The organism is Pseudomonas palmensis (assembly GCF_017848315.1).
GTDB classification, from domain to species: Bacteria; Pseudomonadota; Gammaproteobacteria; order Pseudomonadales; family Pseudomonadaceae; genus Aquipseudomonas; species Aquipseudomonas palmensis.
In genome coordinates this window covers 63,916-83,414 of the sequence record NZ_JAFKEC010000006.1, presented here as the reverse complement: position 1 = coordinate 83,414, position 19,499 = coordinate 63,916, and the positions used below count along the sequence as shown (strand labels likewise).

The 19,499-nt window shown below is 65.6% G+C and carries 17 protein-coding genes; 4 read left to right on the top strand and 13 right to left on the bottom strand.

Features of this window, described 5'->3' with window-relative positions:
- Positions 1–112: 112 nt before the first annotated feature.
- From JZZ72_RS05830 to JZZ72_RS05790, 9 genes are all read right to left on the bottom strand, one after another.
- Positions 113–1,081 carry a peptide ABC transporter ATP-binding protein gene (locus JZZ72_RS05830; protein ID WP_210014166.1) on the bottom strand — a complete coding sequence of 323 codons (969 nt, stop codon included), beginning with the start codon at positions 1,079–1,081 and terminating at the stop codon, positions 113–115.
- Complete coding sequence (locus tag JZZ72_RS05825) at positions 1,081–2,049, bottom strand: ABC transporter ATP-binding protein (RefSeq protein WP_043862494.1); 969 nt, start codon at positions 2,047–2,049, stop codon at positions 1,081–1,083. Before JZZ72_RS05825 ends, JZZ72_RS05830 begins: the two co-directional genes overlap by 1 nt.
- Before the next feature lie 10 nt (positions 2,050–2,059).
- Positions 2,060–2,989, bottom strand: a complete 930-nt coding sequence (locus JZZ72_RS05820; protein ID WP_054916392.1) for an ABC transporter permease subunit — start codon at positions 2,987–2,989, stop codon at positions 2,060–2,062.
- An 11-nt stretch (positions 2,990–3,000) separates the two neighbouring features.
- On the bottom strand, positions 3,001–4,011 hold the full coding sequence (locus JZZ72_RS05815) for an ABC transporter permease subunit (protein ID WP_043862492.1): 1,011 nt from the start codon (positions 4,009–4,011) through the stop codon (positions 3,001–3,003).
- A 72-nt stretch (positions 4,012–4,083) separates the two neighbouring features.
- Positions 4,084–5,679 carry an ABC transporter substrate-binding protein gene (locus tag JZZ72_RS05810; RefSeq protein ID WP_210014165.1) on the bottom strand — a complete coding sequence of 532 codons (1,596 nt, stop codon included), beginning with the start codon at positions 5,677–5,679 and terminating at the stop codon, positions 4,084–4,086.
- A gap of 74 nt (positions 5,680–5,753) precedes the next feature.
- Positions 5,754–7,151, bottom strand: coding sequence for an OprD family porin (locus tag JZZ72_RS05805; RefSeq protein ID WP_100633026.1), 1,398 nt, complete (start codon positions 7,149–7,151; stop codon positions 5,754–5,756).
- Positions 7,152–7,223: 72 nt separating this feature from the next.
- Positions 7,224–8,819, bottom strand: a complete 1,596-nt coding sequence (locus tag JZZ72_RS05800; RefSeq protein WP_210014164.1) for an ABC transporter substrate-binding protein — start codon at positions 8,817–8,819, stop codon at positions 7,224–7,226.
- Positions 8,820–9,056: 237 nt separating this feature from the next.
- Positions 9,057–10,682, bottom strand: coding sequence for an ABC transporter substrate-binding protein (locus JZZ72_RS05795; protein ID WP_210014163.1), 1,626 nt, complete (start codon positions 10,680–10,682; stop codon positions 9,057–9,059).
- A 133-nt stretch (positions 10,683–10,815) separates the two neighbouring features.
- Positions 10,816–11,529 (bottom strand): SIMPL domain-containing protein, encoded by a 714-nt coding sequence (locus JZZ72_RS05790; RefSeq protein WP_043862487.1) that lies wholly within the window; start codon positions 11,527–11,529, stop codon positions 10,816–10,818.
- A gap of 199 nt (positions 11,530–11,728) precedes the next feature.
- Between JZZ72_RS05790 and JZZ72_RS05785 the strand changes: the two genes are divergently transcribed.
- The 4 genes from JZZ72_RS05785 (at position 11,729) to JZZ72_RS05770 (ending at position 16,057) form a co-directional block, all read left to right on the top strand.
- Entirely contained in the window at positions 11,729–12,985 is a 1,257-nt protein-coding gene (locus JZZ72_RS05785) for an ATP-binding protein (protein ID WP_054916388.1), read from the top strand.
- Entirely contained in the window at positions 12,985–13,545 is a 561-nt protein-coding gene (locus tag JZZ72_RS05780) for a response regulator transcription factor (protein WP_043862485.1), read from the top strand. The genes JZZ72_RS05785 and JZZ72_RS05780 overlap by 1 nt, the downstream gene beginning before the upstream one ends.
- A gap of 146 nt (positions 13,546–13,691) precedes the next feature.
- Entirely contained in the window at positions 13,692–14,633 is a 942-nt protein-coding gene (locus JZZ72_RS05775; RefSeq protein ID WP_210014162.1) for an AEC family transporter, read from the top strand.
- A gap of 50 nt (positions 14,634–14,683) precedes the next feature.
- A complete protein-coding gene (locus JZZ72_RS05770) occupies positions 14,684–16,057 on the top strand; it encodes an amino acid permease (protein ID WP_043862483.1) in 1,374 nt (457 codons plus the stop codon).
- A 20-nt stretch (positions 16,058–16,077) separates the two neighbouring features.
- On the opposite strand, the gene JZZ72_RS05765 is transcribed toward JZZ72_RS05770, so the two are convergent.
- From JZZ72_RS05765 to gatB, 4 genes are all read right to left on the bottom strand, one after another.
- Positions 16,078–16,455, bottom strand: a complete 378-nt coding sequence (locus JZZ72_RS05765; protein WP_043862482.1) for a carboxymuconolactone decarboxylase family protein — start codon at positions 16,453–16,455, stop codon at positions 16,078–16,080.
- Between the two features lie 10 nt (positions 16,456–16,465).
- Positions 16,466–17,509 carry a calcium/sodium antiporter gene (locus JZZ72_RS05760; protein WP_043862481.1) on the bottom strand — a complete coding sequence of 348 codons (1,044 nt, stop codon included), beginning with the start codon at positions 17,507–17,509 and terminating at the stop codon, positions 16,466–16,468.
- A 62-nt stretch (positions 17,510–17,571) separates the two neighbouring features.
- Complete coding sequence (locus tag JZZ72_RS05755; RefSeq protein ID WP_043862480.1) at positions 17,572–17,946, bottom strand: septal ring lytic transglycosylase RlpA family protein; 375 nt, start codon at positions 17,944–17,946, stop codon at positions 17,572–17,574.
- 107 nt (positions 17,947–18,053) lie between these two features.
- Complete coding sequence (gene gatB, locus JZZ72_RS05750; protein ID WP_054916385.1) at positions 18,054–19,499, bottom strand: Asp-tRNA(Asn)/Glu-tRNA(Gln) amidotransferase subunit GatB; 1,446 nt, start codon at positions 19,497–19,499, stop codon at positions 18,054–18,056.

Here is a 19,499-nt window from a genome sequence, read left to right as displayed (position 1 = left end):
GTAGGAAAGCAGAATACCTGCAGGGCCCTATCGCGGGTCAAGCCCGCTCCCACAAGGACAGCAGTGATCCGTGTGGGAGCGGGCTTGACCCGCGATTGCTGGCGCAGCGGTTCTAGAGAAACTGCTCCGCATAGTGGCACGCCACGTGCCGTGTACCCACTGGCCGGAACGCCGGCTCTTCACTGGCACAGCGCTCGGTGGCATACGGGCAACGCTTGTGGAACGCGCACCCCGGCGGTGGGTTCAGCGGGTTGGGCAGCTCGCCCACGATCCTGATCTTTGGCTTGAGCGGGTCGGGGTGAATGGTCGGGGTCGCCGACAGCAGGGCCTGGGTATAAGGGTGCAAAGGCCTGGCATAGATATCCTCCTTGGGCCCCATTTCCGCCGGGCGCCCCAGGTACATCACCAGTACCTGGTCGGCCACATGCCGCACCACCGCCAGGTTGTGCGAGATGAACACGTAGGCGGTGTTGAACTCCTTCTGCAGGTCCATGAACAGGTTCAGCACCTGCGCCTGGATCGACACGTCCAGCGCCGAGGTCGGCTCGTCCGCCACCAGCACCTTGGGTTGCAGCATCATGGCCCGCGCCAGGGCGATGCGCTGGCGCTGGCCACCGGAGAACATGTGCGGGTAGCGCTGGTAGTGCTCGGGCCGCAGGCCCACCTGCTGCATCATCGCCTGCACCTTTTCGCGGCGTTCGGCCCTGGACAGCCGGGTGTTGATCAGCAGCGGCTCGGCCAGTTGGTCACCGACCTTCTGGCGCGGGTTGAGCGAGGCATAGGGGCTCTGGAACACCATCTGCACATCGCGGCGCAGTTGCCGGCGCTGCTGCTTGCTGGCACCGGCCACCTCCTGCCCGGCGATCTGCAACGAGCCCGACGACGGTTCCTCGATCAGGGTCAGGGCGCGGGCCAGGGTCGACTTGCCGCAGCCGGATTCGCCGACCACGGCCAGGGTCTTGCCGGCCTCCAGTTCGAACGACACCCCATTGAGGGCGCGTACCAGGGCATGGCCCTTGAACAGGCCCAGGGACACTTCGTAATGACGGGTGAGGTCACGGGCGGTCAGTACGACGCTCATCACGCCACCTCCTGGTTGAGCGGGTAGAAGCAGCGGGCCAGGCTGTGGGCCTTGGGGTCCAGGCTCGGACGCTGCTGGCGGCAGTGGTCCTGCACGTAGGGGCAGCGCGGCGACAGCAGGCAGCCGTGGGGCCGGTCGTAGCGTCCGGGCACGATGCCGGGCAGGGTCGCCAGGCGCTCGGCGCCTTCGCTGTGCTCGGGGATCGCTGCCAGCAGGGCTTCGCTGTAGGGGTGCGCAGGCACCTCGAACAGCTCGGGCACCTGGCCGACTTCCACTGCCTGGCCGGCATACATCACGCACACGCGGCGGGCGGTTTCGGCCACCACGGCAAGGTCGTGGGTAATCAGGATCAGCGCCATGTCCTGCTCTTTCTGCAGGTTGAGCAGCAGCTCCATGATCTGCGCCTGAATGGTCACGTCCAGGGCCGTGGTGGGCTCGTCGGCGATCAGCAGCTTGGGTTCGCCGGCAATCGCCATGGCGATTGCCACGCGCTGGCTCATGCCGCCGGAGAGTTGGTGGGGGTAGGCATCCAGGCGGCTTTCCGGGGCCGGGATCTCGACCTTCTTCAGCAGCTCCAGCGCACGCTGGCGCGCCGCCTTGCCGCGCAGCCCCAGGTGCTGGCGCAGCACCTCCTCGATCTGGAAACCCACGGTGTAGCTGGGGTTGAGTGCGGTCATGGGGTCCTGGAAGACCATCGCCATGTCCTTGCCGACCACCTTGCGCCGCTGCCGGCCGCTCAGGGTGAGCATGTCGCTGCCGTTGAAAGTCAAAGCGTCGGCGGTGATGCGCCCGGGGGCGTCGATCAGGCCCATCAGCGCCATCATGGTCACCGACTTGCCCGAGCCGGACTCGCCCACAATCGCCAGCACCTCGCCCTTTTCCACGCTCAGGTCGAGGCCGTCGACCACCGGTACTGCCGAGGCGTCGCCGAAGCGCACGCTCAGGTTCTTGATGTGTAGAAGTGACATGGGCTTCTCCTCAGGCGGCATTCTTGAGTTTCGGGTCCAGCGCATCGCGCAGCCCGTCGCCCATCAGGTTGATTGCCAGCACGCTGAGCAGGATGGTCAGGCCCGGCAGGCTGACCACCCACCAGGCGCGTTCGATGTAGTCGCGGGCCGAGGCCAGCATGGTGCCCCACTCCGGGGTCGGCGGTTGCACGCCCAGGCCCAGGAAGCCCAGCGCGGCGGCATCGAGAATCGCCGAACTGAAACTCAGGGTGGCCTGCACGATCAGCGGCGCCATGCAGTTGGGCAGCACGGTCACGAACATCAGGCGCGGCAGGCGTGCCCCGGCCAGGCGTGCGGCGGTGACGTAGTCGCGGTTCAGCTCGCCCATCACCGCGGCGCGGGTGAGGCGCACGTAGGCCGGCAGCGAGACGATGGCGATGGCGATCACGGTGTTGATCAGGCCAGGGCCCAGGATCGCCACGATGGCCACCGCCAGCAGCAGCGAGGGCAGCGCCAGCATCACGTCCATCAGGCGCATGATGGACGGGCCAAGCAGGCGCGGGAAAAACCCGGCCAGCAGGCCCAGCAGCACGCCCGGGATCAGCGAGATCATTACCGATGACAGGCCGATCAGCAGCGACAGGCGCGAACCCTGGATCAGCCGCGAGAGCAGGTCGCGGCCCAGCTCGTCGGTACCCAGCAGAAACTGCCATTGGCCGCCTTCGAGCCATACCGGCGGGGTCAGCAGAAAGTCGCGGTACTGCTCGCTGGGGTTGTGCGGCGCCACCCACGGGGCGAACAGCGCGCAGAACACGATCAGGCACATGAACAGCAGGCCGGCCACCGCGCCCTTGTTGCGCGAGAAGGCGTGCCAGAATTCCTTGTAGGGGGAGGGGTAGAGCAGGCTCTGGTCGAGCGGCGCGGCGTCGACGGCAGCGGTTTTTGCAAGCGGATTGGTCATGAGCGAAGGCCTCAGCGCTGATGTCGGATGCGTGGGTTGGCCAGGCCGTAGAGGATGTCCACGACGAAGTTGACCAGGATCACCAGGCAGGCAATCAACAGGATGCCGTTCTGTACCACGGGGTAGTCACGGGCGCCGATGGCTTCGATCAGCCATTTGCCGATGCCCGGCCAGGAAAAGATGGTTTCGGTAAGCACCGCGCCACCGAGCAACGTGCCGACCTGCAGGCCGACCACCGTAAGCACCGGGATCAGCGCGTTGCGCAGGCCGTGCACGAACACCACCCGTGCCGGCGACAGGCCCTTGGCCCGTGCGGTGCGGATGTAGTCCTCGCGCAGCACTTCGAGCATCGAGGAGCGGGTCATGCGTGCGATCACCGCCAGCGGGATGGTGCCGAGCACGATGGCCGGCAGGATCAGGTGCATCAACGCGTCCTTGAACGCGCCTTCCTCGTCGCTGAGCAGGGTGTCGATGAGCATGAAGCCGGTGGTCGGCTCGATGTCGTAGAGCAGGTCGATGCGCCCGGACACCGGCGTCCAGCCCAACCCGACCGAGAAGAACATGATCAGGATCAGGCCCCACCAGAAGATCGGCATCGAGTAGCCGGCCAGGGAGATGCCCATGACCCCGTGATCGAACAGCGAGCCGCGCTTGAGCGCGGCGATCACCCCGGCCAGCAGCCCGACGATGCCGGCGAACAGCAGCGCGGCCATGGCCAGTTCGAGGGTGGCGGGGAACAGCGCGAGAAACTCGTGCCACACGCTTTCGCGGGTACGCAGCGACTCGCCCAGGTCGCCCTGGGCCAGCTTGCCGACGTAGTCCAGGTACTGCTGCGCCAGCGGCTTGTTCAGGCCGAGCCGTTCCATGGCCTGGGCGTGCATCTCGGGGTCGACCCTGCGTTCGCCCATCATCACCTCCACCGGGTCACCGGGGATCAGGCGTATGAGCGCGAACGTGAGCAGGGTGATGCCGAAGAACGACGGGATCAACAGGCCCAGACGCCGTGCAATAAAACTAAACATCGTGTGGTGTACCTCATCAGCCTAAGGCATGCCTGCGAGCGCTCGGGGGCGGGCGCTGCAAGCGTTATCGTTCTACTTCACCCGCGTGGTGGCGAAGTTGTTGTTGGTCATCGGGTTGATGACGTAGCCCTCGACGTTCTCGCGCAGGGCGGTGAACACCTTCGGGTGGGCCATGTTGATCCACGGTTTGGCCTCATCGTACACCGCCAGTGCCTGGACATAGAGTGCGGCGCGTTGATCGGGGTCGGCGGTTTCGCGGGCGTGGTCGATCAGCACCTGGAATCGCGGGTTGCACCAGCGTGCGTAGTTTTCCCCATTCTTCGCTGCGGCGCAGCTGAGCAGCGGGGTCAGGAAGTTGTCCGGGTCGCCGTTGTCGCCCGCCCAGCCGGCCGACACCATGTCGGCTTCGCCGGCCTTGGCGCGGCGCAGCATCTCGGCCCATTCCATCACGCGGATGTCGACCTTCAGGCCGACCTGGGCGAGGTCGGCCTGAAGCATCTCGGCGCTCAGGCGCGGGTTGGGGTTGGTGGGCCCGCCGCCGTTGCGGGTGAACAGGGTGAGCACGGTGCCTTCGGGTACGCCGGCCTCCTTGAGCAGCGCGCGGGCCTGGTCCAGGTCGCGGGGCGGGTTGCGGTTCTGGCTGTTGTAGCCCATCAGGGTCGGCGGGTAGGGGGTCACCGCCAGCAGGGCGTTGCCCTTGCCGAACAGTTGCTCGACATGGTGTTCGCGGTCGAAGGCCAGGTTGATGGCGCGTCGTACGCGCACGTCGCTCAGGTACCTGTGCTCGGTGTTGAGCGAGATGTAGCCGGTGGTCAGGGCCTCCATTTCGGCCACCTTCAGGCGCGCGTCGGCCTTGATGCCGGGTATGTCGTCGGGCTTGGGGTACAGCGCCACCTGGCATTCGTTGGCGCGCAGCTTCTGCAGGCGCACGTTGTTGTCGGGGGTGATGGCGAAGATCAGCGCATCGCTCGGCGGCTTGCCGCGAAAGTAGTCCGGGTTGGGCCTGTAGCGCACCTGCGCGTCCTTGTTGTAGCGCTGGAAGATGAACGGGCCGGTGCCGACCGGCTTGCTGTTGAGTTCGGCGGTGGTGCCGGCCTTGAGCAACTGGTCAGCGTATTCGGCGGAATAGATCGAGGTGAAGGCCATGGCCAGGTCGCGCAGAAACGGCGCCTCGGGGCGGGTCAGGTGAAACGCCACGGTGTGCGGGTCGAGCTTTTCCACCGACTTGAGCAGGTGCTGGAAACCCATGCTCTCGAAATAGGGGAAGCCGATGCTGGTCTTGTCGTGCCAGGGGTGGGCGGGGTCGAGCTGGCGCTGGAAGCTCCACAGCACGTCGTCGGCGTTCAGGTCGCGGGTGGGGGTGAAGTAGTCGGTGGTGTGGAACCTGACCCCGCTGCGCAGGTGAAAGGTGTAGGTCAGGCCGTCGGGGCTGACCTCCCAGCGTTCGGCCAGGGCCGGCTGCACCTCGGTGGTGCCGGGCTTGAAGTCCACCAGGCGGTTGAACAGGGTTTCTGCGGCGGCATCGGCGGTGACGGCCGTGGTGTACTGCACGATGTCGAAGCCCTCGGGGCTGGCCTCGGTGCACACCACCAGGGGCTTGGCCATCAGCGGGGCTGCGGCGCTCAACAGGATGGCTGCAAGGGCAGCCTGTAGGGTTGACTGTTTCATGACACTTCCCTGCATTCGATTAAACCAGCGTAGCCATCGCGGCCGATTCGGCGAATCGGCCGCGACCTGCCGCCCTAGAGGATGTTGAACGGAATGGTTGTGACCACGCGCACCTCGTTCAGGCTCCCGTCACCCTGCAATTTGCTGGCGCGGTGGGTGGTGTAGGTGGCGCGCACGGTGGTGTCCTTGAACGCGCCGCCTTGTACGGCATAGCTGGTGCCGATGCCCCATTCGTCGTGGTGCTCGCCGTCGAGGTTCTTCACGTCGTAGCCACCGCCCTTGTAATGGGTGCCGTCGATGCCCCAGCCGCGGGCGTTGTACAGGTTGAACTTGAGGCCGGGCACGCCGAAGGGGGCCATGTTCAGCACGTAGCCGATCTGCAGTGATTTCTCGTTGGGGCCGTTGAAATCCGACAGCAGCGAGTTGGCCAGGAAGATCGCGTTGGTGTCGTGCAGGTAGTCGAAGTACTCGTTGCCGTTGACCTGCTGGTAGGCGACCGACACGGTGTGCGCCTGGTGGGTCAGGGCCAGCGACAGGCTGAAGGTGTCGTTGTCGATGGCGCCCAGCTTGCTCTGGCCGGCGTCGCGGGTCTTGTAGTAGTTGAGCCCGGTGTTCAGGCCCAGCACCGCGTTGTCGCCCAGCAGGTGGTTGGCGCCGAAGTAGTACTGGTTCCACAGGTCCTCGACCTTGGATACGTAGAGGCTGGTGCTCAGGCTCTGCAGCGGCTGGTAGTTGACCCCGGCCATGCTGACCCGGTCGGTGAACTGGCGGGAATCGCCATACTCGGAGCGAAACTTGCTCTGGCCCTGCTCGGTACGCATCGACACGCGGTCGAAGGTGCCCAGGTCGAAGCTCAGGTTGTCGAACTCGGCGCTGTGCAGGCTCACGCCCTGGAAGCTGGAGGGCAGTGCGCGGTTGCCGATGTAGGCGATCACCGGGGTGTCGATGGACTGTCGGCCGGCGGTGAGGGTGGTGTTGGACACCCGGGCCTTGAGGTTGGCCAGGCCGACCTTGCTCCACTGGTCGAGCACCTCGCCGTCGCCGTGGGTGAGGGTGCGGTTGTTCGGCCCGGCCACGCTGGCGCGACCGCGCTGCAGGGCCACCGCGTTGTACAGCGCCACTTCGGTGCTCAGGCCCACGGTGCCCTCGGTGAAGCCGGAGGTGTAGTTGAGGAGGGTGCCCTGGACCCAGTTGTCGCGGCTGCTGGTGGGGTGGCGGCTGCCGTCGCGCTTGCTGTAGGACCACAGTGGCCCGCGGGTGGCGTGCTCGTGGGCGTACCAGTTGCGGGTCGAGCCGGACAGGCGCTGGCCGTCGAGAAAGCCGCTGGCCTGGGCCTGGTCGGAGGTGGTGCGCAGGGTAAGCGCAACGAAATCCTGGCTGACGGGCTCGGCCTGGGCCAGCGCGCTCAGGCCGCCAAGGGCCAGGGCAAGTGCTGCGTGTCGGGTAGGTCTCAAGGTGATGCTCCTTTGCATGTTTTTATTAGCCGCCGGGCCTCGTGAGCCCGGCGGGTGCGGCGGTGAACCTTGGGAGGGGGCGGGCAGAGGTCAGTCGACGCTGACGCCCGAAAAACTGTTGCGCCCGAACGGGCTGACCTTGAAGTCCTGTACCCGGACGCTCAGCGGTTGGTGCACGGTGGAGTGGGCGACCGGGGTGATCGGCACCTGCTGCTTCATGCGCTGCTGGGCCTGCTGGTACAGCGCGGTGCGCGCGGCGGGGTCGGTGATGCGCTTGGCCTGCTGCACCAGGGCGTCGTATTCGGGGTCGCACCACATCGATACGTTGTTGCTGCCGATGGCACCGCAGCTGTAGAGGGTGCCCATCCAGTTGTCGGGGTCGCCGTTGTCACCGGTCCAGCCCAGCAGCATCACGTCGTGCTCGCCGTTCTTGGTGCGCTTGATGTACTCGCCCCATTCGTAGCTGACGATCTTCACGTCCAGCCCGACCTTGCCCCAGTCGGCCTGGAGCATCTCGGCCATCAGCTTGGCGTTGGGGTTGTAAGGGCGCTGCACCGGCATGGCCCACAGGGTGATGGGCGTGCCGGGCTTGACCCCGGCGGCCGCCAGCAGGGCGCGGGCCTTGTCGGGGTCGTAGCCGGCATCGCGGATGCTCGGGTCGTAGGACCACTGGGTGGGCGGCATGAAGTTCACGGCCAGTTGGCCGGCATCCTGGTACACCGCCTTGACGATGGCCGCCTTGTTCACCGCCATGTCCATGGCCTGGCGCACCTGCAGTTGGTCGAACGGCGGGTGCTGCACGTTGTAGGCGATGTAGCCCAGGTTGAAGCCGGGCTGGTCGAGCATGTTGATCTTCGGGTCGGCGGCCAGGGCCTTGAGGTCGGCGGGGCGCGGGTTGACGGTGACCTGGCATTCCCCCTTGCGCAGCTTCTGCACCCGCACCGAGGCGTCGGTGTTGATCGAGAAGATCAGCTGGTCGAGCCTGACCTGTTGCGGGTCCCAGTAGTCGGGGTTGGCCCGGTAGCGGATCTGCGCATCCTTCTGGTAGCGCTGGAACACGAAGGGGCCGGTGCCGATCGGCTTCTGGTCGAAGTCGCTGAGGCGCCCGCTGGCCATCAGCTGGGTGGCGTATTCGGCCGAGACGATCGAGGCAAAGCCCATGGCCAGGTTCTGGATGAAGGCGGCGTCGACGCTGTTGAGGGTGAAGACCACCGTATAGGGGTCGCGCTTTTCGACCCGGGCGATGTTCTTGTCCAGGTCCATGCTGACGAAGTAGGGGAACTCGGCCGGGTAGGCCACGCGAAACGGATGCTGCGGGTCGAGCATGCGCTGGAAGGTGAGCAGCACGTCGTCGGCGTTGAAGTCGCGGGTGGGGGTGAAGTCCTTGTTGGCGTGGAACTTCACGCCCTGGCGCAGGCGGAAGGTATAGGTCAGGCCGTCATCGGAAACGTCCCAGCCGGTCGCCAGCGAGGGGATGACGCGGGTGGCGCCGCGTTCGAATTCCACCAGGCCGTTGTACAGCGGCTCGGCGGCGTCGTTTTCGATGGAGGTGGTGTACTGGGCGATATCGAAGCCGCCCGGGCTGCCCTCGGAGCAGAACACCAGGTTGCCCTTGGCCAGGGCTGTCGGGCCATAGGCCAGTGACCCCAGGCCCAGCAGTGCGGCGAAAACCGGAGAAATACGCATGCGGTCCCATTCCTTTGTTGTTGTACGAGGCGTGGGGGGCGCGGCGACAGCAGGGTGCCAGCACCACCACGCGCTCCACGGTAGGGACGCGGGCGGCGGGCGTGCAGGTAAGGAAGTGGGTGTGAGGCGTGGGAAAAATCTTGGTGTGGTGTCGTAATTTTCAAGCAGGTATCAGTGCCCCGCGTGCACCGATGAGCTCGGCGCCCGCAGGGACAGGCTAAACATCGCGTTGCGTGTCTATTGGCTGACGCTTACGCCGTAGAAGGCATTCAGGCCGAAGGGGCTGATCTTGAAGTCCTGCACGGTCTTGCGCATCGGCTGGTACACCGTGGAATGGGCGATCGGGGTGATCGGCACCTGCGCCTTGATGATGTGCTGCGCCTGCTTGTACAGCTCGGTGCGTCGGGCCTGGTCGGGGGTGGCCTTGGCCTGCTTGATCAGCGCGTCGTAGGCGGGGTCGCACCATTTGGAGAAGTTGTTGCCGTTCACCGCGTCGCAGCCGTAGAGGGTGCCCAGCCAGTTGTCCGGGTCGCCGTTGTCGCCGCTCCAGCCGATCAGCATGGCGCCGTTCTCACCGGCCTTGGCGCGCTTCATGTATTCGCCCCACTCGTAGCTGACGATGCTGGCCTTGATGCCGATCTTCGCCCAGTCGGCCTGGATCATCTCGGCCATGAGCCGGGCGTTGGGGTTGTAGGGGCGTTGCACCGGCATGGCCCACAGGGTGATCTCGGTGCCCTCCCTGACCCCGGCCTCGTGCACCAGCGCCTTGGCTTTGGCCGGGTCGTAGGGCACGTCCTTGATGGTGTCGTCGTAGCTCCACTGGGTGGGCGGCATGGCATTGACCGCCAGCTGCCCCGCGCCCTGGTACACCGCGTCGATGATCTGCTGCTTGTTCACAGCCATGTCCAGGGCCTGGCGCACCTTGAGCTGGGCCATGGGGTTGGGCGCGGTGGTGCCCTTGATCGGGTCGGTCACGTTGTAGGCGATGTAGCCCAGGTTGAAGCCAGCCTGGTGCGGCAGGTTCAGGTTGGGGTCCGCTCCCAGCGACTTGAGGTCGGCCGGGCGTGGGAACAGGGTGATCTGGCATTCGTTCTTCTTGAGCTTCTGCATGCGCACCGACGGGTCGGTGGTGATGGCGAAGATCAGGTTGTCGATCTTCACGTCCTGCGGTTGCCAGTAGGTCTTGTTGCCCTTGAAGCGGATCTGCGCGTCTTTCTGGTACTTGGCGAACACGAAGGGGCCGGTGCCGATCGGCTTCTGGTTGATGTCGGCAGGCTTGCCCTGCTTGAGCAGTTGCTCGGCGTATTCGGCGGACTGGATCGAGGCGAAGCTCATGGCCATGTTCTGGATGAACGCGGCGTCCACGCTGGCCAGGGTGAACCTGACCGTGTGTTCGTCGAGTTTTTCGAGCTTGACGATGTTCTTGTCCATGCCCATGTCGGTGAAGTAGGGGAACTCGGTGGGGTAGGCCTTGCGAAACGGCAGGTTCCTGTCGAGCATGCGGTTGAAGGTGAACAGCACGTCATCGGCGTTGAAGGGGCGGCTGGGCTTGAAGTAGTCGGTGCTGTGGAACTGCACGCCTTCGCGCAGGTGGAAGGTGTAGCTCAGGCCGTCGTCGCTGATGTCCCAGCGTGTGGCAAGCCCGGGGATCACCGCCGTACCGCCGCGTTCGAACTGGCTGAGGCGGTTGAAGACGGTCTCGGCCGAGGCGTCGAAGTCGGTGCTGGTGGTGTACTGGCCCGGGTCGAAGCCCGCCGGGCTGCCCTCGGAGCAGAACACCAGGTTGCTGGCCGCATGGGCCAGCGGTGCGCCGGCCAGCAGGCCTGCGCCGAGCAGGTAGGGAAGGACCGCGTGTTTGAGCATTGTTGGCCTCATCGATGTCATTGGTGCGCCGGGCGGCCAGTGGGGCCGCTCGGCGGGCAGGGAGGCTGGCCTGTTGACCAGCGCGCCCCTCAAACCATAGCTGACAGCGATGCAGGCGTTGCCCGCGGGTGAATCAGGGCATCAGCACTTCGATGGTGCCGTCGGCGCTGAGGCTGACCTGGCTGGTACCGGCTTCGATTTCCGGGCTTGGCGCGGCTTCGGCGTCCATGCTGGCCTTCATCATCATGGCGCCGCGGGCGTAGGGGTGCGGGTAGCCGCTGCTGTTGAGGTTCAGGTTGACCACCTTGTAGCCCTTGCCGCCGAGGGCTTCGGTGGTCAGCTGGGCGCGGGCCTTGAAGGCGTCGATGGCATCCTTGAGCAGGGCGTCTTCGCTGCTCTTGCGGGTGGCCGGGGCGATGGCGAAATCCATCCCGCCCATCTTCAGGTCCTGCAGCAGCTCGCCGGTGAGCTTGGACAGCGCCGGGAAGTTCGCGCTTTCCAGGCGCAGCTCGGCACGTTCGCGCCAGCCGGTGATCTTCTGGTTCTTGTTGTCGTAGATCGGGTAGCTGTTGCGGCTGTCCTGGCTGAGCTTGACGTCCTTGACCGCACGGGCCTTTTCCAGCGCCTTGTTCATGCTGGTGGTGATCTCGTTGGCCAGCTTGGCCGGGTCGGTGTTCTGCGCCTCGGTATACAGGGTCACGACCATCAGGTCGCGGGCGACTTCCTTGCTGGCTTCGGCGCGCAGTGAAACCTGGTTGTAGCGAGGCTCGTCGGCCAGTGCCGCAAAGCTGGCAAACAGGCCGGTCGCGAGGACGAGGGTGGTACTGGCGCGAGACACAGTGTGCATGGGCAACTCCTTGAAATTGAGGCGTGGCGGCGGTCGATCCCGACCACGCAGACCCCATCAGACTCGCACAAACCGACGAGGTTCAAAAAGCCATCATCGATGCCGGTGTGCCTGTGGCGCTTTGCCGCATTGCTGCAGCGCGGGGTGCAGCTTGGGTATACTCGCCACGATTCACCTGGAGCACTCATCAGGAGAGCTCATGCTCGCCCCCGTACTCATGCTGTCTGCCACACGTCAGAACCTCTGGCGCCTGACCTTCATCCGCACCCTGGTGCTGGCCGCCCAGGCCGGTTCGGTGGCGGTCGCCTACTGGACCGAACTGCTGCCACTGCCGTGGCTGGCGCTGAGCATCACCCTGGGGTTCTCCATGGTGCTGTGCGTGCTCACGGCCATCCGGCTGCGCACCTCGCTGCCGGTCACCGAGCTGGAGTATGCGGTTCAGCTGGCCTGCGACCTGCTGATCCACAGTGCGCTGCTGTATTTTTCCGGGGGCTCGACCAACCCCTTCGTGTCCTATTACCTGGTGCCCCTGGCGATTGCCGCGGTGACGCTGCCATGGCTGTATTCGCTGATTCTGTCGGGCATTGCGCTGGTGGCCTACACCCTGCTGCTGGTGCAGTACTTCCCGCTCGAAACCTTTCCCATGGCCCGCGAGAAGATGCAGATCTACGGCATGTGGCTGAGTTTTGCCCTGGCCGCCGGGGTGATCACCTTCTTTGCCGCCAAGATGGCCGAAGAGCTGCGTCGCCAGCAGCAGTTCCAGGCCCAGCGCCGCGAGGAAGGCCTGCGCGACCAGCAACTGCTGGCCGTGGCCACCCAGGCCGCCGGTGCCGCCCATGAGCTGGGTACGCCGCTGGCGACCATGAGCGTGCTGATCAACGAGATGCGCCAGGACCACACCGACCCGCTGCTGCAGGAAGACCTGGAGACGCTGCAGGAGCAGGTCAAGCAGTGCAAGCACACCTTGCAGAACCTGGTGCGCGCCGCCGAGGCCAACCGGCGCATGGCGGTGCAAGAGCAGGAGGCGAGCTTCTGGCTGGACGAGGCGCTCAACCGCTGGCACCTGATGCGCCCCGAGGCCAGCTATCGCTTCCAGCGCCTGGGGCAGGGTACGGTGCCGCGCCTGGCGCCGCCGCCGGACCTGACCCAGGCCCTGCTGAACCTGTTGAACAATGCAGCCGATGCCTGCCCCAATGACCTGGAGGTGTACCTGGACTGGGACGCCGAGGACATCGTGATCAGCATTCGCGACCATGGCCCCGGCGTGCCGGTGGCGATCGCCGAGCAGATCGGCAAACCCTTCTTTACCACCAAGGGCAAGGGCTTCGGCCTGGGCCTGTTCTTGAGCAAGGCCAGCGTGACCCGTGCTGGCGGCTCGGTAAAACTCTATAGTCATGAGGAAGGCGGTACGCTCACCGAGCTGCGCCTGCCGCGTGACGCGCGAGGAGACGTGTGATGAGTGATGAAATTCAGGCTGAAGGCGAAGAGCTGCCGCACCTGCTGCTGGTGGATGACGACGCCACGTTTACCCGGGTGATGGCCCGGGCCATGAGCCGGCGCGGGTTTCGCGTGAGCACGGCGGGTTCTGCCGAAGAGGGCCTGCAGATTGCCCAGCAGGACGTGCCGGACTACGCCACGCTGGACCTGAAGATGGAGGGCGACTCCGGGCTGGTGCTGCTGCCCAAGCTGCTGGAACTGGACCCGGAGATGCGCGTGGTGATCCTCACCGGCTATTCGAGCATTGCCACCGCGGTGGAGGCGATCAAGCGCGGCGCCTGCAATTACCTGTGCAAGCCGGCCGATGCCGACGACGTGCTGGCGGCGCTGGCGTCCGAGCACGCCGACCTGGACACGCTGGTACCGGAAAACCCGATGTCGGTGGACCGCCTGCAGTGGGAGCACATCCAGCGTGTGCTGACCGAGCATGAGGGCAATATCTCGGCCACGGCGCGGGCGCTGGGCATGCACCGGCGTACCCTGCAGCGCAAATTGCAGAAGCGCCCGGTTCGGCGCTGAACCTCAGGGCCTCTTCGCCGGCAAGGCCGGCTCCTAGGTGGTCGGTGTGAACCTGATGGCGCCGGCACTGGCGGCGAAGAGGCTGCATGGCAGCCCCAAGGTTGACGTATGATTAGCTCCCTAACGACGCCGACGGGACCACCTGCATGCTCGCCCTTTTTCTCCAGACCCTGAACATCACCGCGCCGGTGTTCGCGATGATGTTCATGGGCGTGCTGCTGCGCCGTATCAACGCCATCAACGACAGCTTCATCCAGACCGCCTCGGCCCTGGTGTTCAACGTGAGCATGCCGGCGCTGCTGTTTCTGGGCATCTACCACGCCGATCTCGAGGCGGCGGTCCAACCCTCGCTGCTGCTCTACTTCACTGTCGCCACCCTGGGCAGCTTCGGCCTGGCCTGGCTGATCGCGATCTGGCGCTGCCCCCGTGAAGATCGCGGCATCTACGCCCAGGGCGGCTTTCGCGGCAACAATGCGGTCATCGGCCTGGCGCTGGCCGGGAGCATGTACGGCGATCATGGCATCTCCATCGGCGCGGTGCTGGCCGGGCTGGTGATCCTGCTCTACAACTCGCTGTCGGCCGTGGTGCTGGCGGTGTACAGCCCGACCATCAAGTCCGACCCCTGGAGCATCCTCAAGAGCATCCTGCGCAACCCGCTGATCATCAGTGTGCTGGTGGCCGGCGTGCTGGCGTATGCCAAGGTGGGTCTGCCCAACTGGCTGCTGACCTCCGGTGACTACCTGGCGCAGATGACCCTGCCGCTGGCGCTGATCTGCATCGGCGGCACGCTGTCGATGGCCTCGTTGCACGCCAGCGGGCGCATGGCGCTGAGTGCCAGCCTGGTAAAGATGGTGTGGCTGCCGCTGCTGGCCACCTTCGGTGCCTGGCTGTGCGGCTTTCGCGGCGCGGAGCTGGGGGTGCTGTTCCTGTACATCGCCAGCCCCACCGCCGCGTCCAGCTACGTGATGGCGCGCGCGGCCGACGGCAATCACCAGCTGGCCGCCTCGATCATCGTGATTACCACGCTGATGGCCGCAGTTACGACGAATATCGGCATATTTATCTTGCAGTGGGGCGGCTGGATCTAGATCCTGTCGCCCACACTCAAAATAACGGCCTCCCTGCCTGAGGACACTTCATGCAAGACCAGATCACGCCCGAGCGTTTGCATCGCGGCCTGAAGAACCGTCACATCCAGTTGATCGCGCTGGGCGGCGCCATCGGCACCGGGTTGTTCCTGGGCATCGCCCAGACCATCCAGATGGCAGGCCCTGCCGTGCTGCTGGGCTACGCCATCGCCGGCCTGATGGCCTTTTTCATCATGCGCCAGCTGGGTGAGATGGTGGTCGAGGAACCGGTGGCGGGCAGCTTCAGCCACTTTGCGCACCGCTACTGGAACGAGTTCGCCGGCTTCGTCTCGGGCTGGAACTACTGGGTGGTCTATGTGCTGGTGGGCATGGCCGAGCTGACGGCGGTGGGTATCTACGTGCAGTACTGGTGGCCGGACTTCCCCACCTGGGCCACTGCGGCGATCTTCTTCGTGGCGATCAACCTGATCAACCTCACCCAGGTCAAGGTGTACGGCGAGCTGGAATTCTGGTTCGCGCTGGTCAAGGTGATCGCCATCGTCAGCATGATCGGCTTCGGCGCCTGGCTGCTGGCCAGCGGCAGCGGCGGGCCGGATGCCAGCGTGGCCAACCTGTGGCAGTACGGCGGGTTCTTCCCCAATGGCATCACCGGGCTGGTGATGGCGATGGCGGTGATCATGTTCTCCTTCGGCGGGCTGGAGCTGGTCGGCATCACCGCGGCCGAGGCGGACAACCCGCGCTACAGCATTCCACGCGCGACCAACCAGGTGGTGTACCGCATCCTGATCTTCTACATCGGCGCACTGGCAGTGCTGCTGTCGCTGTACCCCTGGCAGAAGGTGGTGCAGGGCGGCAGCCCGTTCGTGATGATCTTCCACAATCTGGACAGCAACCTGGTGGCCACCATTCTCAATGTGGTGGTGCTGACTGCCGCGCTGTCGGTGTACAACAGCTGCGTTTACTGCAACAGCCGCATGCTGTTCGGCCTGGCCAGCCAGGGTGATGCGCCGCGGGCACTGCTCAAGATCAACCGTCGTGGCGTGCCGCTGGCGGCGCTGGGCGTATCGGCGGTGGCCACCGGCCTGTGCGTGCTGATCAACTACCTGATGCCGGGCGAAGCCTTCGGCCTGCTCATGGCGCTGGCGGTGTCGGCACTGGTGATCAACTGGGCGAGCATCAGCATCACCCACCTGAAGTTTCGCAAGGCCAAGATCGCTGCCGGCGAGTCGACCTTCTACAAGAGCTGGGGGCACCCGGTCACCAACTACCTGTGCCTGGCGTTCATCGTGCTGATTCTGGTGGTGATGTACCTGACCCCGCCGATCCGCATCTCGGTACTGCTGATTCCGGCCTGGATCGCCACCCTGGGCGTGGCGTTCTGGCTCAAGAAGAAGGGGCAGAAGGCCGCCGCCGTCGCCGGCTGACGGCCCTGCGGGGTGATCGGTCAGCCCTGCTGGTAGCTGTCGATCACTTCCTGGGCGGCGCGAAACGCATCGATCGCCGCCGGTACGCCGGCGTACACGGCGCAATGCAGCAACGCCTCGCGAATCTCTTCCACCGTACAGCCGTTGTTCAGGGCGCCACGCACGTGGCCCTTGAGCTCCTGCGGGCACTTGAGCGCGGTCAGCGCCGCCAGGGTGATCAGGCTGCGGGTTTTCAGCGGCAGGCCTTCGCGGCTCCACACGCTGCCCCAGGCGTGCTCGTTGACGAACGCCTGCAGCGGCTCGGTGAACTCGGTGGCATTGCCCAGTGCACGGTCCACGAATGCATCGCCCATGACCTGGCGGCGAACCTGTTCGCCGGTTTTGTTGCTCTCGCCCATGTTGTTTTCCTTAGTGTTGGCGGCGCCAGGCGCGCACGGTGGTGTACATCAGCACCACCGCCAGCGTCGGCAGGACATAAAGCAGCATCAGCTGCTCCAGACGGTTGGCCAGCGGCATGCCGGTGGTGAAGGCCACCACGTGCAGACCATAGGCCAGGTAAAGACACAGGAACACCAGACCTTCGGCGCGGGTGACGCGGTAGCCGGAATAGAACACCGGCAGGGTCAGCACGGCCACGCCGAGCATCACCGGCAGGTCGAAGGCCAGCGCGTTGGGCGAGATCGACAGCGGCACCGGGGCCACCAGCGCGGTCAGCCCGAGCACCGCCAGCAGGTTGAACAGGTTGCTGCCGATCACGTTGCCCACGGCGATTTCACGCTCGCCGCGCAAGGCGGCGATCAGCGAGGTGGCCAGCTCCGGCAGCGAGGTGCATACCGCCACCACGGTCAGGCCGATCACCCGCTCCGACAGGCCCAGGTCGACGGCCACTTCCACTGCTGCCTCCAGCAACAGGTGCCCGGCCAGGCTCAGCAGGCCCAGGCCGGTGAGCATCAGTGCCAGGGTGCCGAACCAGAAGCCGACGCCACGCTGCGGCCGCGGGCCGGGGGCGGGGTAGGTGCGTGCGTGGTGGCGTGACTGGTGCCACAGGATGGCCAGGTAGGCAACCAGCCCGAGCAGCAGCAGGGCGCCTTCGAGGCGGCCGATGCGTTCGTCCAGGGCCAGCAGGTACACCAGCAGGCTGGCGCCGATCATCAGCGGGATGTCCAGGCGTACCAGTTGCCGCGAAACGCGCAGGGGGATGATCAGAGCGGCCAGGCCCAGGGTGACCAGCACGTTGAAGATGTTGCTGCCGATCACGCTGCCCACCGCCACGTCGGGTGCGCCGGTGTAGGCCGCCTGCAGGCTCACGGTCAGTTGCGGGGCGCTGCTGCCGAAGGCCACCAGGCTCAGGCCGATGATCAGCGGACGCACCTGCAGGCTGGCGGCCAGGCGCAGGGCGGCGCGCACCAGCAGTTCGGCGCCGGTGATCAGCAGCAGCAGGCCCAGGGCCAGTTGCAGCAGGCTGAAGGTGGGTAAAGCGGCCAGGTCGAAAATGGTCGTGCTCCGAAGCAGGGTCAGTTGCTGAGACTTTGTACCCGTACCCGCGCGGTTCCGCTACGGAGCATGCCCAGTTGGTCGGCGGCGGCGCGTGACAGGTCGATGAGTCGACCCCGGGTATGCGGGCCGCGGTCGTTGATGCGTACCACGACGCGGCGGTCGTTGGCGAGGTTGGTGACCTGCACGCGGGTGCCGAAGGGCAGGCTGCGATGGGCGGCGGTCAGGCCGTGCTGGTCGAAGGGTTCGCCACTGGCGGTGCGTTTGCCGTGATGGCGGGAACCGTAATAGGAGGCAGTGCCGGTCTGGTCGTAACCGCGGGGGTCGAGGGTGTGGCTGGCACAGCCGGCGAGCAGGGTGAAAAGCGCGAGCAGTGCGCTGAGGGGACGCCACATGTATCCGGTTACTCCGTGGTGTGGCCTTCGCCGGCAACGCCGGCTCCTGCAGGGATTGGTGCGTCCTTGTAGGAGCCGGCGTTGCCGGCGAATGCAGGCGACGCGGTTCAGCCTTCGAGCTTGCTCTTGAGCAATTGGTTCACCTGTTGCGGGTTGGCCTTGCCCTTGGACGCCTTCATCGCCTGGCCGACGAAGAAGCCGAACATCTTGCCGCGCTTGGCCTCGTCCGCCGCGCGGTACTGCTCGACCTGCTCGGCGTTGGCCGCCAGCACTTCGTCCAGCACCTTCTCGATCGCGCCGGTGTCGGTCACCTGTTTCAGGCCTTCTGCCTCGATGATCTGGTCGGCATCGCCTTCACCGGCGGCCATCTTCTCGAACACCACCTTGGCGATCTTGCCGCTGATGGTGTTGTCCAGAATGCGCTGCAGCATGCCGCCCAGTTGCGCGGCGCTGACCGGCGCCTGGTCGATCTCCAGGCCCAGCTTGTTCAGCAGGCTGCCCAGCTCGACCATGACCCAGTTGGCCGCCAGCTTGGCATCGCCGCACACACCGACCACCTGCTCGAAGTAGTCGGCCTGCTCGCGGCTGGAGGCCAGCACGTTGGCGTCGTAGGCCGACAGGCCGAACTGGCTCTGGAAGCGCTCGCGCTTCTGCGGCGGCAGTTCGGGCAGGGTGGCGCGGATGGCGTCGAGGAACGCCGGCTCGATGACCACCGGCAGCAGGTCCGGGTCGGGGAAGTAACGGTAGTCGTTGGCCTCCTCCTTGCTGCGCATGGAGCGGGTCTCGTCCTTGTTCGGGTCGTACAGGCGGGTTTCCTGGATCACCCGGCCGCCATCCTCGATCAGTTCGATCTGGCGCTGCACCTCGGTGTTGATCGCCTTCTCGATGAAGCGGAACGAGTTGACGTTCTTGATCTCGCAGCGGGTGCCGAACTCGACCTGGCCCTTGGGCCGGATCGACACGTTGCAGTCGCAGCGCAGCGAGCCCTCGGCCATGTTGCCGTCGCAGATGCCCAGGTAGCGCACCAGTGCGTGGATCGCCTTGACGTAGGCCACGGCTTCCTTGGCGCTGCGCATTTCCGGCTCGGAGACGATTTCCAGCAGTGGCGTGCCGGCGCGGTTCAGGTCGATGCCGGTGGCGCCGCTGAAGTCTTCGTGCAGGCTCTTGCCGGCGTCTTCCTCCAAGTGTGCGCGGGTGATGCCGATGCGCTTGACGGTGCCGTCTTCAAGGGCGATGTCCAGGTAGCCCTTGCCGACGATCGGCAGCTCCATCTGGCTGATCTGGTAGCCCTTGGGCAGGTCGGGGTAGAAGTAGTTCTTGCGCGCGAACACGTTGTGCTCGCCGATTTCGGCGTCGATCGCCAGGCCGAACATGCAGGCCATGCGCACGGCTTCTTCGTTGAGCACCGGCAGTACGCCGGGCATGCCCAGGTCGATCAGGCTGGCCTGGGTGTTCGGCTCGGAGCCGAACGTGGTGGCGCTGCCGGAGAAAATCTTCGACTGGGTGGCGAGCTGGGTATGAATTTCCAGCCCGATCACAACTTCCCATTGCAT